9 protein-coding genes are annotated in these 14,733 nt (G+C 57.2%); 8 read left to right on the forward strand and 1 reads right to left on the reverse strand.

Features of this window, described 5'->3' with window-relative positions; genetic code table 11:
• The first annotated feature begins 16 nt into the window (after positions 1-16).
• Genes uraH through VK738_10445 form a run of 5 tightly spaced genes read left to right on the forward strand, consistent with a single transcriptional unit; the run spans position 17 to position 4,907 of the window.
• Positions 17-358 carry a hydroxyisourate hydrolase gene (gene uraH, locus VK738_10425; protein HTD23060.1) on the forward strand — a complete coding sequence of 114 codons (342 nt, stop codon included), beginning with the start codon at positions 17-19 and terminating at the stop codon, positions 356-358.
• Entirely contained in the window at positions 359-1,579 is a 1,221-nt protein-coding gene (locus VK738_10430) for an allantoate amidohydrolase (GenBank protein HTD23061.1), read from the forward strand. It abuts the gene before it with no gap.
• On the forward strand, positions 1,572-2,927 hold the full coding sequence (locus tag VK738_10435) for an allantoinase (GenBank protein HTD23062.1): 1,356 nt from the start codon (positions 1,572-1,574) through the stop codon (positions 2,925-2,927). The genes VK738_10430 and VK738_10435 overlap by 8 nt, the downstream gene beginning before the upstream one ends.
• The gene (allE, locus tag VK738_10440; protein HTD23063.1) at positions 2,927-3,664 is read left to right on the forward strand and encodes a (S)-ureidoglycine aminohydrolase; all 738 of its coding nucleotides are present in this window, start codon (positions 2,927-2,929) and stop codon (positions 3,662-3,664) included. Before VK738_10435 ends, allE begins: the two co-directional genes overlap by 1 nt.
• A gap of 4 nt (positions 3,665-3,668) precedes the next feature.
• Positions 3,669-4,907 carry a M20 family metallo-hydrolase gene (locus VK738_10445; protein ID HTD23064.1) on the forward strand — a complete coding sequence of 413 codons (1,239 nt, stop codon included), beginning with the start codon at positions 3,669-3,671 and terminating at the stop codon, positions 4,905-4,907.
• 32 nt (positions 4,908-4,939) lie between these two features.
• Here VK738_10445 and VK738_10450 read toward each other — a convergent pair whose 3' ends face one another.
• Positions 4,940-5,311, reverse strand: coding sequence for a nuclear transport factor 2 family protein (locus tag VK738_10450; protein HTD23065.1), 372 nt, complete (start codon positions 5,309-5,311; stop codon positions 4,940-4,942).
• A gap of 162 nt (positions 5,312-5,473) precedes the next feature.
• Here VK738_10450 and VK738_10455 point away from each other — a divergent pair, with 162 nt between their 5' ends.
• The 3 genes from VK738_10455 to VK738_10465 all read left to right on the forward strand — a co-directional run bounded on the left by VK738_10455 (position 5,474) and on the right by VK738_10465 (position 13,941).
• Positions 5,474-8,566 (forward strand): TonB-dependent receptor, encoded by a 3,093-nt coding sequence (locus tag VK738_10455; protein ID HTD23066.1) that lies wholly within the window; start codon positions 5,474-5,476, stop codon positions 8,564-8,566.
• Between the two features lie 1,062 nt (positions 8,567-9,628).
• Positions 9,629-10,315 carry a sigma-70 family RNA polymerase sigma factor gene (locus VK738_10460; protein ID HTD23067.1) on the forward strand — a complete coding sequence of 229 codons (687 nt, stop codon included), beginning with the start codon at positions 9,629-9,631 and terminating at the stop codon, positions 10,313-10,315.
• Positions 10,316-10,710: 395 nt separating this feature from the next.
• Positions 10,711-13,941 (forward strand): CHAT domain-containing protein, encoded by a 3,231-nt coding sequence (locus VK738_10465; protein ID HTD23068.1) that lies wholly within the window; start codon positions 10,711-10,713, stop codon positions 13,939-13,941.
• The last annotated feature ends 792 nt before the right edge of the window (positions 13,942-14,733 follow it).

Below are 14,733 nucleotides of genomic sequence, written 5' to 3' on the forward strand. Positions count from 1 at the left end.
ACCAGGCGTTGCTCTCATGGCACAACTATCCACTCACGTTCTCGACACCAGCCGCGGGCAGCCTGCGGCGAATCTGCGGATCGATCTGTATCGGGCAGGGCAGCTTCTGAAAACAACGACGACCAACGCCGATGGGCGCACCGCTGAGCCGCTGCTTTCGGGCGATCGCCTGCCGGCGGGAATATATGAACTCGTGTTTCATGCAGGAGAATATTTTCGCGGGCTCGGCGACGGGCTTGCTGATCCGCCGTTCCTCGACGAAGTGGTAGTCCGGTTCGGCATCGCAGATGAGACCGGACGCTATCATGTGCCGCTGCTTCTGTCACCGTATGGCTATAGCACCTATCGGGGCTCTTGAATGACGTCTGCGGCAGTCATCCAACGTTGTAAAGAGCTGGCTCGTTTTAGCGAGGACCCGGACCGCATTACGCGGCGGTTTCTGTCGCCTCCGATGCGAGACGTGCATCGGACGCTGGGTGAGTGGATGGAGCGGCTGGGGATGCATGTCCGTGTAGACGCCGCGGGCAATTTACGCGGCGAGTATGAAGGGCGCGACCGCAGCGCGGCGCGGCTGCTGATCGGTTCGCACGTGGATACCGTGCCTGACGCAGGAGCTTACGACGGCGTGCTGGGCGTGGTGCTGGGGATTGCGCTGATCGAGGCGCTGGCCAAACGCCGGTTTCGATTCGGCATCGAGATCGTAGCTTTTTCAGAAGAAGAGGGCGTGCGTTTTGGCGTTCCTTTTATAGGAAGCCGTGCACTCGCAGGTACGCTGGATGATGGTCTGCTGTCGGCGGGCGACGCCGAGGGAATTACGGTTGCGGAGGCGATTCGCAGATTTGGTCTGGATCCTGCCCGCGTGCCTGAGGCGGCGGTGGATCCACGTGGCGTACGCGGCTATCTGGAATTTCATATCGAGCAGGGGCCGGTCCTCGAAAGCCTGAATCTGGGGCTGGGGGTTGTGACCGCGATTGCCGGGCAGAGTCGCCTAGGAGTAACGTTTCGAGGGGCCGCCAATCACGCCGGAACGACGCCGATGCACTTGCGACGCGACGCTCTGGCGGCGGCCGCGCAGTGGATTTCGACGGTCGAAAAGGAAGCGCGTACGGTTGCGGGGCTGGTGGCGACGGTCGGGCAGATTGATGCCAAGCCCGGAGTGGGAAACGTGATCGCGGGCGAGGTGCGAACAAGCCTGGACGTGCGCCACGCGAGCGACGTTGAACGGCACGCGGTCGTTACCAAGATGCTGGCGCAGGCGGAGCAGATCGGGAAAGAACGCGGAATCACAGTGGAGGTGGAACACCGGCTCGATCAGGCGGCGACTGGCTGCGATGAAGGGCTCGTCAAGACGCTGGAGAGTGCGGTGTCATCAGCCGGGTTCGCGGTTCATCGCATGGTGAGCGGCGCGGGACACGATGCGATGGTGTTGGCCGGGCATGTGCCGGTGGCGATGTTGTTCCTGCGTTCGCCAAAGGGCGTAAGTCATCATCCGGATGAAGCGGTGCTGGAGGAGGATGTTGACGCAGCGTTGCAGGTCGGCTTGAATTTCCTGGCCCAATTGGAGGCGCAGGGTGGCTGACCTGGTAATTCGCGGCGGGCGTGTGATCACTCCAAAAGGATTTGTGTGTGCCGATATTGCAATTGAAGATGGCCTCTTTCAGGCGGTAGCGCCGGAGCTTCCGGGATGCGCGCAAGAGATTGACGCGCGTGGCTTGGTTGTATTTCCCGGGCTCCTCGATGTCCATCTGCATTTCAACGAGCCCGGGCGGACTGAATGGGAAGGCATCGCGACCGGCAGCCGCGCGCTGGCGGCGGGAGGCGGGACGCTTTTTTTCGATATGCCACTGAACTCTTCTCCGTGCACGCTCGACGGCGCGAGCTTCGACTTGAAGCGCGCAGCCATGGAACAATCGTCGGCGACGGACTTCGGGCTGTGGGGCGGGCTGACGCCGGAAAGTTTGGACACGCTCGATGAGATGGCCGAGCGCGGCGCGATCGGCTTCAAAGCGTTCATGTCAGATTCAGGGCTACCCGAGTTCGCGCGGGCGGACGATTTAACCTTATATAAGGGGATGCAGGTTGCTGCACGTTGGGGACTTCCAGTGGCGGTCCACGCCGAAAGTGAAGAGCTGACGCGGGGGCTGGCACAGAAGGCCCGTGCCAAAGGCGGATGCGGAGTGCGCGACTATCTGCAGTCACGGCCTGTGCTCGCCGAGCTGGAAGCGATTCAACGCGCGGCGCTGCTGGCGAAGGAGGCGGGTGCAAAATTGCACATCGTCCATGTGAGTTCGGGAAGCGGCGTCGTGCTGGCGCATCAACTGCGAGCGGCGGGGGCCGACGTGACCATTGAAACCTGCCCGCACTACTTGTTTTTCACCGAAGACGACATGGAGCGTCTCGGCGGAGTGGCGAAATGCGCTCCGCCGCTCAGGAGCGCCGATGAACGAGCGGAGTTGTGGTCGTCATTGCTGCGCGGCGAGGTGGATATCGTCGCGTCGGATCATTCGCCGGCAGAACCCCGCATGAAGCAAGACCAGGATTTCTTTCGCGTGTGGGGCGGCATTGCGGGAGTGCAATCCACGCTCAATGTGCTGCTTGAATCCGGCCATCATGAGCGCGGGCTTCCGCTCGAAACCATCGCCCAATTGACGGGGGCAGCCCCGGCGCGGCGGTTTGGAATTTCGAGCAAGGGCGAGATTCGCGCCGGATTAGATGCCGACTGCACGCTGGTCGCGACGCATGAGCCGTTTGTGCTCGAAGCGGAGCGGCTGTGCTCTCGCCACCGGGCGAGTCCTTATGTGGGAGCAACATTTCGCGGCATGGTCCGGCGGACGATTTTGAGAGGCAAGACGATATTTCAAGAGGGCGCGATGGCGGCGCCGGGCACAGGCAAGATGGTGCGCCCGCAAAGCGCGAGAGGAGAATAGTGCAGAGACTGGGACATACACGCAGTTCGCAAAAGGCCGATCACGCTTTGCTGACGCCGGATACTTTCGTACGCACGCCGTTGCCTGGGATGAAGAATGCGACGGCAATCATTCATGCGGCTCCGGCGATGGGCGCTGCCTTCACCGAATACACGGCTGAATTCGAACCAGGTGGGCACCTGGGGCCGACAGAGGGGCAGCGCTTCCTCTACGTGCTTGAAGGGGAGATCGAGGTCAGCGCGGGTCGAAAGAAGCAGCGGCTGTCGCGAGACGGATACGCATACTTGCCGGCGGATGGAAAGCATCACGTGCTGGCGGCTGCGCGTGCGCGTGCGGTCGTCATCGAGAAGCCGTATCTCAAATTGAAAGGGCGGGCTGCTCCGCAGGCGCTGTTCGGTAATGAGCGGATGGTAGTCGGCCAACCGCTCATGGGTGATGAGGCACTCGAGGTGCGCACGCTGCTGCCCGATGATTTCGCTTTCGATTTCGCGGTAAACACCATGATCTATCAGCCGGGCGCTGCGCTCGCAATGGTGGAAGCTCACATCATGGAGCACGGCCTGCTGATGCTCGAAGGCGGCGGCATCTACCGGCTGGGCGACTCTTGGTATCCGGTGGCGGCGGGCGATTTCATCTGGATGGCCCCCTATTGCCTGCAGTGGTTTGGTGCGTTGGGCAAGACGCCGGCCAGATACCTGATTTACAAAGATTGGAACCGTCATCCGCTTGCGGAATAGTTTTATGGATCTGAAAGCCAACCAGCAGCGAGTAATGAAGGAATTGGAACGGCTCGCGGAGTTTTCCGATGCTCCAGCGCCGGCGGTCACACGTGTGGTCTTTTCCCAAGCGGATCTGGAAGCACGGCGATTTGTGAAAGCCGAGTGCACCGCTGCCGGACTGGCGGTGCGGGAAGACGCGGTTGGGAACACGTTCGCGCGCTGGGCCGGCGCCGAGCCGGAGTTGCCGGCGGTCGGAACCGGATCGCACATTGATGCGATTCCGCACTCGGGGCGCTACGACGGAACTGTCGGCGTGTTGGGAGGGCTTGAAGCGGTCCGCGTGCTGCAGGAAACGGGGTTCCGTCCGCGGCGATCCATCGAGCTGGTGATGTTCACGTCGGAGGAACCAACGCGCTTCGGTATCGGATGTTTGGGGAGCCGGCTGCTGAGCGGAAGTCTCGACGCAAGCGCGGGCGAGCGCCTGAAAGATAGCGATGGACGGTCGCTCAACGAAGTACGGCAGGGCGCGGGCTTCGACGGTTCTCTCGCCGACGTCCGGCTGCCGCGCGGCCACTATCATGCTTTCATGGAGTTGCACATTGAGCAGGGCCTGCTGCTCGAGCGGAAGCAAATCCCGATCGGCGTGGTAACCGCGATTGCCGCACCGGCCAGCCTGCGCATCACTATCGAAGGCGAAGGCGGACACGCGGGTGCAGTGTTGATGTCCGACCGCCGGGACGCGTTTCTCGGGGCGTGCGAGATTGCCCTCGCCCTCGAAGCGGCGGCAAAAGCTACGGGAGCAATTGATACGGTAGCGACCACCGGGGTCTGCCAGGTTTTTCCCGGAGCCGTGAACAGTATTCCGAGCCGGGTGCAGTTGGCGGTGGATGTGCGGGATATCAACGAGGCGCGGCGAGACCATGTTCTTGGCTCACTGGCGCGAGCCTGCGAGAGGGTGGCGGCGGTGCGGGGATTGAAAATGGAGCGCGAGGTTTTGAACGCGGATGCTCCCGCGGTGTGCGATGCCATGGCGGTGGAAGCGCTGACTGCGGCGTGCGCAGAACAGGGGGCTGGGTTCGACAAGATGGTGAGCCGCGCCTACCACGATTCGCTATTCGTTTCGCGGATTGCGCCAGCCGCGATGTTGTTTATCCCCTGCCGCGCGGGGGTGAGCCACCGGCCGGATGAGTATGCGTCGCCCGAGGCGATTGCGCGCGGTGTTGGCGTGCTGGCTGCGGCCCTTCGACGGCTGGCAGGTTGAGGCGTTCTCGCCCAGATCGGTACCGCCGCAATTCACGGTTTCGAGCCTGAATCAGGAAGCGGGAGGCCGTACAGCTTCAGGAAAGACAATTTGTCCCAGTAACCTCGCTGAAACAGGATTTTGTCGTCCACGATGTGAAAGAAACCGCAGCCGCGCAGCCCTTTTGGGTCGCGCCACTCCAGGATTGCCCATTCTCCATCCTGAAAGATGTTTTCCACGATGCAGACCATGTTGGCTTTGGCGAAGCCTGCCTTGAACATCTCGTGAATGGCCTCGCGTCCTTCCACCGGCGATTCCGCCACCTGATGATTGATCGCACCTTCAGAATAAAATCCGGTGAGTGCGTCAACATCCGCCCGGTTGAATGCCTCCACCCATGCTTTGACAACGTCTTTCGGCTGCATGAAGAGACACTAGCCCACCTGTCTCTGGGTTGGCAACCATCTCGCCACCGCTGATAGAAAATCCAAATCCAGAACATTCGGCGAATCAGTAAATATGGGGATATGAATTGCCTGTGAAGTGGAATAAAATTGCCATCACTTTTTTTCGAGGGAGGTAAGGCCATGGTGTTCAGATACTTTGTTGCGTGTCTTCTAATCGCCTTTGCTCTAACCGGCGTTGTGTCTGCTCAAACTCAAATCACCACCGGGGTGATCCAGGGAACCGTGTTGGATCAGTCTGGCGCGCTTGTAGTTGGTGCAGATGTGGTGGCCAATAACCTGGCCACAAAGTCCGATACCACCCAGCAGACGGATGCAAGCGGCCGCTTTGTCTTCCTCGCATTGGCCCCCGGGCACTATTCTGTGACCGCTTCCAAGCCCGGTTTCTCCAAGGTCATTCAAAAAGACGTGGAACTGACCGTCGGCCAGGCCATCTCGCTCAAATTCACGCTTAAAGTTTCTGCCACCGGTGAGACCGTGGAGGTGACCGACACCCCAACCATCGAGGTCACCAAGGTGGAATCGAGCACCACGCTCAATGACACTACCGTCAGTCAGACACCCATTCTGGGAAGAAAATTTGAGGACCTGCTGACGCTGACTCCAGGAGTGAGTGTAGTGCAGGGACCGGACGGCGACGAGATAAGTTTTGCCGGCCAGCGCGGTATTTTCAACAACGTGAGCCTGGATGGTGGTGACTACAACAACGGCTTCTTTGGCGAACAGGTGGGCGGGCAGCGCGCCGCCATTGACATCACCCTGGACGCGGTCCAGGAATTTCAGGTAGTGGCCAGCGGCGCCAGCGCCGAATTCGGGCGCACCGCCGGTGGCGTGGTGAACGTGATTACCAAATCGGGCACTGACGATCTGCATGGCAGTATTTTCTACTTCCAGCGCCTGCAGGCCCTCACCGCCAACACATCCGATGGCAAACCGCTCAAGGACTTTCGTCGCGAGCAATTCGGCGCGACCATAGGCGGCCCCATTGTGAAGACCAAGATGTTTTTCTTCGGGGCTGCCGAACAGATACTGGAAAACCTCACGCGTCCCAACCTGAGTGCTGCCGTCGGGCCCACGGCCTGTCCGGTGGCGGCGCCGACCATCACCGCCAACGCGGCCCTGATCAGCACGAATACCGAGTGCCAGCGGCTGGCCCTGCTCAACTTCTTCCAGAGCAGCCGCAGCCAGGCCGAGGGGCTGCCCATTAAACATCCGGTTCGCAATACCGCAGTGCTCGCCAAATACGATTGGACGGTGAATGCCGCCAACAAGCTGAGCGTGTCCTATAACTTTGATCGGTCAAAAAATAGGAACCAGACTTTTGATGTCCCTACTTATGGAGATTCCGCCAACGGCATCGAGGGTCCTTCCAAGATCAATTCCGTCAATTTCAATATCTTCACCACGGTGTCGGCAAAGCAGGTCAACGAAGGCCATTTCGGTTTTTCTCGGGAAGACCGGCCGCGCTCCGGGGTGGCCTCCAACGTGCCCGCTGATACTGCCATGGGGTTTGCCACAACCTTCCGGTTTGGAGACCCTTTTTTTCTCGAGCCCAAGGTGGATGAAGTGTTCAAGCGTTTTCAGATGCGCGACAATTTCTCCATCCTTGCGGGCAAGCACACCATTAAGTTCGGGGGCGAATGGCTGCACAGCAACAATGCCCAGGTATTCCGCGGATTCTTCACTGGCCGCTATATCTTCGATTCGGTGGTGGGCTTTCTGCATTACGCTTCACCGGCAAGCACAGGTCCGGGCTTTGGCCCGGCCGCGGCTGAGTGTCCTGACGGAACGTTCGTCACCGGGGTGGGAGGTGCATGCACGTCCAGCCCGCTGCTCCTGTATCTCCAGCATGCAGGCACCAACGGAACGACCACCGATGCCGCCGGCGCTTCCGACATCGACAATGAAAACTACGCTGTCTTTCTTCAGGATAAGTGGCAGATCCTGCCCAACCTGACCCTGGATTACGGCTTGCGCTGGGAGGCGCAGATCTTCCCCGATCCGGTCATCGCTCCGGGGAAGACGGCATACGGTGTGAACTTGAGCGATCCCAGATTTCCATCTACGGGAAAGATTCCCAACGCTACCAAAATGTTTCAGCCCCGGTTGGGTCTGGCCTGGGACATCCTCAACAACGGCAAGTCTGTGATCCGCGCCAACTGGGGAATCTACAACGCGCAGCAGAACATGCTCACGCAGGTCGGCGCCATAACCACCAATGGAGTGCAGCAGCAAACTTTGTTCTCGGGCGATGTGCCGGGCGGCTTCGTCGGTGCCACCGGCTTCGATACGCCGGGCCCCACCTGGCCCAATCCTATTACTCCTGCCGCACTGCCACCGGGAACGTTTCCATTCCAGCCGGGGGTCACGGTGTTTGACAGGCACTACAAGAATCCGCGCATCTACACTGCCAATTTCGGCTTCTCCCAGGAACTAGCTCCCAACTGGGAGGGATATCTTGATCTGACCTGGTCCAAAGGCGTGTATCTCACCCGGTTTGTGGATCCCAATACCGGTTCCACGGTGACGACGCCGCTCAACGGTGACACGGTGACTTACAGCGGCGCCGCGCCGTTCCCCAACCTGGGATCGATCACCGACACGCAGAGCACGGCCCATTCGCTCTATCGCGGCATGACGGTGGGAGTGCGCAAGCGCTTCAGCCGTAACTTCCAGATGGAAGCCAACTACGTGCTCTCGGAAGACCTGGATGACGACTCCAATGAACGTGATCCGTTCACCTTCCGCTATTTCAACCGCTTCAACTTCCGCAAAGATTATTCGTTCTCTGACCGCGACAGCCGTCACAAATTTAATCTTTACACTTTTGTCAAGCTACCGGCGGGCGTCAACTTCAGCGGAAGAATCCAGGCGCACACGGCACAACCGATTACCGACAATCCTTTAGGCACAGGCACCGGGCCGGCGTGCAGTTCCAACAACTCCATCACCCGGGTGGTCAACGGCATTGATTGCGGCCGTAACCACCTGCGCAAAGACAATGGCTTCTTCACCTTTGACTGGCGGGCAGACCGGCCCTTCCACTTCGGAGAACGTTATGCCCTGATTCCCATGGTGGAGATGTTCAACAGCTTCAACAACAAGAACAACATCAATCCGCTGGTGACGCCGGGACTGTTCAATTTTGATGGTTTCCTTCGTCAGGGCGTGGGCGATCCGCTGCAAGCACAACTGGCGCTGAAATTTACCTTCTGAGTTGAGGATTTTCATCCTGAGGGCCGGCTTTTCCGGCCCTCAGCCTGATTTTCCCGGTTAGAGTAGTGCCCCCACCCCCATTACTCAGTAGTGGACGCTGCTCTAAATCCTTAGTAATCAATTTCTTACGCGTGAGGACCAAGTAGTCTAAAAACGGCTCCAGGTTACAAAGCAGCAATACAGTACTCAGAAAAAGCAACCGCAAAAACCTCGCCGCAGATCAACGCAGATTTTTGGAAGATTGTAGGCGCCCCCCACCCCACTTGCTAGCAGGCCGTTGAAGGGCCCCAAATCGACGTCTGACCCGTCATTACTTGCGAAAATCAATCCGGAGCAGGGGACTTGCTGCTTTAGACCCAGTCCTCAGTCCTTAGTCCTCAGAATCTGATTGGAATTTCTCCCGATCTAATCTGTCAGCCATGTGCCCGGTCTTTGCCCGTTTTTACCGCTTCCGCACCCTACACTTGCTGGCTAGTGATTTGAGCCTCTCAGATCGCGTCTGCCCCTCGTCATTACTGGCGAAAATCAATCCGTGGCAGGGGACTAGCTGACGTAGCAGTCCTCAGAATCCCGAGTCGCACCAAATTTTCAAAGAGCTAAAGGGCCTGAACCCCGGCATTCTTTGAATGCCTTAACGTAAACACACGTCTGGCACAATGATGGCATACAGTCCCTCAGGAATGAGCTTTTTGATATCAGAGTGATACCGTTTTCAATTGAGACCGGGGGCCTGACACTGCAAGGGCAGCGCGTACCGACATCCCCATCATAAGGTACGGTTCCGCTACCGAGCACCTCTTTCCCGAAACAGAACTTGTGCCGAAATAGGAATATCGCTTAGAGGGACGTTTTTGCTGTTACTCCGCGCCCGCCGCAGATTCGGCTCCAAGAGCGTAGCCCATCCTAATAGCTGAACGGTTGCCCACCAGATTGGCGTACTAAAAGAGGGATGCCAAGATGAGACTTCAGGGCTTTTTCGCTCTGCCACAAAGGCAGAAGTGGATAAGAAATATTTTCAGCACTGAAATGCAAGTAGGTTACAATGACCAGCCAATTCAACAAATGGATCTCCGCAAGCTGCCTGCGCAAGAACTTTTGCAGCTTTGTCTCCAATCAGGAGACCAGGCTACGTGGCTGGAGTTTGTGCGCCGCTTCCAGCCGCTCATAACATGCGTAATCATCAAAAGCATTCGCCGCTGGAGCAACCCCGCGCCGGCCCTTGTGGATGACCTTGTCCAAGACACTTATCTTAAGCTGTGCGCCAACAACTTTCGGGCTTTGCGCGAATTTGACTGTCAGCATGAACACGCGTTGTTTGGGTTTTTGAAAGTTGTAGCTTCCAACGTCGTACAAGATCACTTCCGCAGTTCCTACAGCCAAAAGCGCGGCAGTGGCAAAGAAGAGGAAGAACTTGACCAGATTCAAATCGTCGCACCTTCCAGCAGCAGCTTCTCTGAAAGCGCGGACAGGAATATTCTCATCGGGGAAATCAAGCAATGCCTGGAGACACACGCAGCCGAACCAAACTTTACGCGCGATTACGCGATCTTCTGGCTTTACTACCAGCAGGGACTCACGGCCAAAGCCATTTCCAAACTTCCCACGATCGGCTTGAGCGTAAAGGGTGTAGAGAGCACGCTACTACGCCTGACCCGGCTGGTGAAGGAAAAGATGAATGACAGACCGGGGCGAACAACAGCTTCCGGCCGAACACCGGCTGCAAGCCGATCCGGGATTTCCGGCGCTTGAGGGTCCGGCGCCTGAAGGTATGACCGGCTGGCTTACGTTTATAGAAAGGAGTAGTGGGCGAGGTGGAGCAGCAATCGTTACACTTGAGCGATGCTCAAATCGAGCAGTACGGCAACACGTCTAGCGCTACAGGAGCGGAAGCCGGCCAGCAGATTGAGACCCACCTTGCTGACTGTCCAGCTTGCTGCCATCGCCTGCTGGTGTCGCAACGCGTCCGCTTCGCTCTCATGGGGGATTCTCCCGTGAATACCGCATCGTTCCCAGATCGCCGTGGCCCGCATTGCCCGAGCGAAGATGATCTGCGCAATCTAGCTGCCGGCCTTTACCCACCTGATCAAGCCACCAAACTCACCGAGCACGCCGCTCAATGCGACCACTGCGGAGCTTTGCTCCGGATGTATTCGGAAGATTTTTCTGAAGAACTGGGCAAAGAAGATGAAGCAGTGCTGGGAGAGCTGAAGAGTTCGTCAGCAGGATGGCAAAAGAAGCTGGTTTCACAAATATTTACCAGCTCAGGAACGGCCCCAGAGAAATCTGCAAAGAGGTCTTCCTTTTGGCGGTGGGTACTTGTTCCCACGGCTGCCACGGTTTGCGCGGCGGTCGCCTTTGCGGTCTGGTACTCGCAACGGGAAACACCGGAAAAAGTAGAGAAGCTGCTTGCCCAGGCGTATACGGAGCAGCGCACGATAGAGATGCGCTTCCCGGGCGCAGCTTGGGCTCCGGTGCGCGTGATCCGAGGCGAAGAAGATTCCAGATTTTCAAAGCCGGCTCCACTGTTAGACGCCGAGGGGATTATTCGGCACAAGCAAGCCGCAGATCCAAATGATGCCGAATGGTTAAGGGCCAAGGCTGAAGCAGATATACTCGACCGCAACCCGGAGCCGGCAATTGCCGGTCTCAACCAAGCTCTCGCATCTCGTCCTGCATCAGTGCCGCTGATGCTCGATTTGTCAATCGCTTACGTTCAGCAGGCACAGAGTTCTCATGATCGGCAGAATTACGCCAAAGCAATCGAGCTTCTTACCAAGATCACGCGAAATGATCCAGGAAATAGAGAAGCCATATTCAATCTCGCCTTGACTTACACTCGCTCGGAAATGTGGGACCAGGCGGCAGCGACCTGGGAAGCCTACCTGCGACTCGATCCTGAGGGGCCGTGGGCCCAGGAAGCAAAGCAGAACCTTGATTTGGCCAAGTCAAAGTTGAAAGCCAGCCTGCAAGGCCCTCCTGAAGCTTCAATGGACGCTGGCACGTTCCTTCGGCTGTCTGACGCAGAAGTGAATTTCAATTCGGAACGATATCAGGATATGGCGTTATTGCATTGGCTCGCGCCAGCTATGGCCGATCCCCACAATGAAGAGCATCGCGCAATCTCGCGGTTGGCAGGAGTCATGTCGCACAACCATTCTGATTTGTGGCTCCAAGATTTTCTCGGCTCCCCAACGACTCGTGATTCCTCTGGAGCACGGGCCCTCAGTGCTGCTTTCACGGCAAATACCAAGGGACACTACGCCGAAGCCATCAAACAATCTCACCTAGCCGAAGAGCTCTTTCATAGCCAACACGATTTCCCGGGTGAATTACGCGCTCGTTATGAATCCGTGTACGCCAGTCAGCGGTTCTTGCATGGAAAGGAGTGCCTTGTTCGCGCTGATCCGCTCGAAACGGCCGTGGCCGCGACTACCTATCATTGGTTGCAGTCGCAAGTCGCCTTGGAGCGAGCTATCTGTTTGAACTTTACCAGCAATCTATCGGCGGTCAGTTCAGAGTTATCCTCCAGTCTCAATACCGCAAAGAGATTTCATTTCCCTATTCTGGCTCTGCGAAATATCGGCATTTCTCAAGGCTTGGAGATTCAGCAAGGCAAATACGATGCAGCTTGGGAAGCAGGACTTCAAGGCCTAGGTGACTACTGGACAGGTCCGCCCTCGGGTCAGAGGGTATATCAGTTCTATGTCGGCTTGGCACTGAGCGCTGAACACAGGGAGCTTTGGTCTGCAGCGGAGGTTCTGCTACGCCACGCAATAAACATTCTGACAGAGGAAGATTCGATTCAGCGCGGGGCAGCGCTGCTCGAATTGGCAAAAATCCTAATTGCCGAAAAGCAAGACTCCACCGCAGAGGATGAACTGATTGAGGCGAACCGGTTATTCGATCGTGAGCCCGGGGAACCCACGGCACGTAGCTACCTCCTGGCCGGCAAGATCGGGCTGGCCGAGCTCCAGTTCAAGCGTGGCAGGCCGGCGGAAGCACTTTCCACGCTTGAACCGGTACAAGAACTGTTGTCAGAAACAGATGGCTACTTTGTATCTCTCCGCTATTATCAGTTGTTCGGCAACATCAGCCTTCAGCTCAAGCAGCTTGATCGAGCGTCGGAAGCATATAAGTCAGCCGTTGTCATTGTCGAGAAATCGCTTGGTGGGATTAAGAATGACAGTGACCGGCTTCAATGGATGCAGGCTGCAGACGACGCCTATCGCGGCCTAGTACGAGTACTGATCGAGGAGCGCAATCAAGCGGATTCTTTGAGACTCTGGGAGTGGCAGGAGAGCCGCCCATCTCAGGAAAGCACGGTTTCTGCAACCCATCTTGTGAAAGACGGCAGGATCAGTTGGCCAAGGATTTGGGCGAGTGCTGCAGGAGTTTCCTGGCATGAAGGCAACGCTGTTCGCATTATTTATGCCGTTTTCAATGACGGGATACAGATCTGGACGATCAGCAGCGACAAGCTCACAACGGCCTGGGTGCCAACAACAAGAGTGCAGTTGGAGAAGATGATCCAACAGTTCTCGCAAGGCTGCGCGCGGCCCGATTCTCCTCTGGCCGAGGTGCAGCAACAGGGGCAAGACTTGTTCAGCTTGCTCCTGCAACCTGTGATCGATGAGCTGCCTGCGGGTTCGGTGGTTGCCGTTGAACTGGATCGTTCTTTGGCAGGGCTTCCAGTGGAGGCGTTGCGCAGTCCGGCGGGGTGGTATTTTGCCGAGAGATACCCCGTGATTTATTCGCCGGGGGTTGTCCGTGAAAAACACCTTCGCAATCCAGAACCAGTCAACGCGAGCAGATCGTTTTTGCTGGCCGATGCGTCAGAGGGTAGCGGCGGGAGCTATCTACCCGGCAGTGAACTTGAGCGGGAAACCATTTCACGACTCTTTCCGAGGAAAAAGATCATTGGCTCCGAGGCAGGCTTGGCCGAGACGCAGACACTTCTGGCTAAGAGCGACATCTTTGGCTTTATTGGCCATGGTGAACGTAACGGTACTGGTACGGCTTTGCGTGTCAACCCCGGCCTGCTCCTCAGGACGGAGGACTTCTCCCCACTGATTTTGCAGCGTCTTCAGATGGCAGTGTTGGCCGCCTGTGCTACTGGTTTAGGCGGAGAGAACGGCCTGCTCGACAACCGAAACCTGGTACACGCTTTTCTGGCCGGCGATGTCCCAAGCGTGATCGCGAGCAACTGGAACGTGGATTCCGTTGCGACAGCCAAGCTAATGAAGGCCTTCTACCTGCACTTCGCTCGGGGCGAATCTGCCGCTATGGCGCTGTTTGCTGCCCGGACCGAGATTCTTAAGGTTCGGACTCATCCCTATTTTTGGGCTGCTTTCAATCTCATTGGAAAAACAAGCTAGCCAAATTGGATTTTCTTGCAGGGAAAAGGTCGACAATTTCGTTCAATTCAACGGAGGATCTTAAATGAATAGACGTGACGTAGTGAAGGGTATAGCAACGTTGGCTCTCGCTGGTACTGCTGCTCCAGGGTTACCCCTTTGCAATCCTGGAGCAAGCTGTAGTCCAGCCAACAATTCCCTATTGGTCTGGCTGGAAGGGCCGTTCGCGGTGGTGTTCAACGGAAACCCGGTTACTGACGTTACGGCGTTTAGTCCGATTGAGGCAGAACACGATCTCGTAGTAATGCGTAAGACTTTGAGCAGCTACCCAAAAAGGCACCATTTCGATTTGGATGGGCCAGGGCTTAACACGCTCCCACCCGCTTGTATAAGTCCGGATTTCAAACCCTTTTCAAGCGACCACCTGGGCTTGCTCTGCGATCCTGAGATAGATTCTTTTGTCAGAATTTCACTGCCTTGCCCCAAGAATATTTGGACCAGCAAACTGCTATCCGGAACTCTAGGAAGTAACACTGTGTGTATCCCGCAAGATCACGTCTTGGAATACGAGATCAAAGACCCGGGACAGGCGACGGTACTTTGGGACGAAGAAGCTAAAAAGGTCTTGTTGCCGGACCAAAAGAATGTGTTCCACATTGAGGTGGGGTTGCCCAATCCGCCGCGCGATAAAACGGGCGAGCATGCTATGCACTTTCACAACTATTCCCTCCTTAAATGCTTTTCTTCCGCACAACCAACGCTCACTGCTATCGGCGGAAGCTGCACATGCGCACCAAATATACCGCCTGAGAT

The organism is Terriglobales bacterium, from assembly GCA_035487355.1.
Lineage (GTDB): Bacteria > Acidobacteriota > Terriglobia > Terriglobales > Acidobacteriaceae > QIAW01.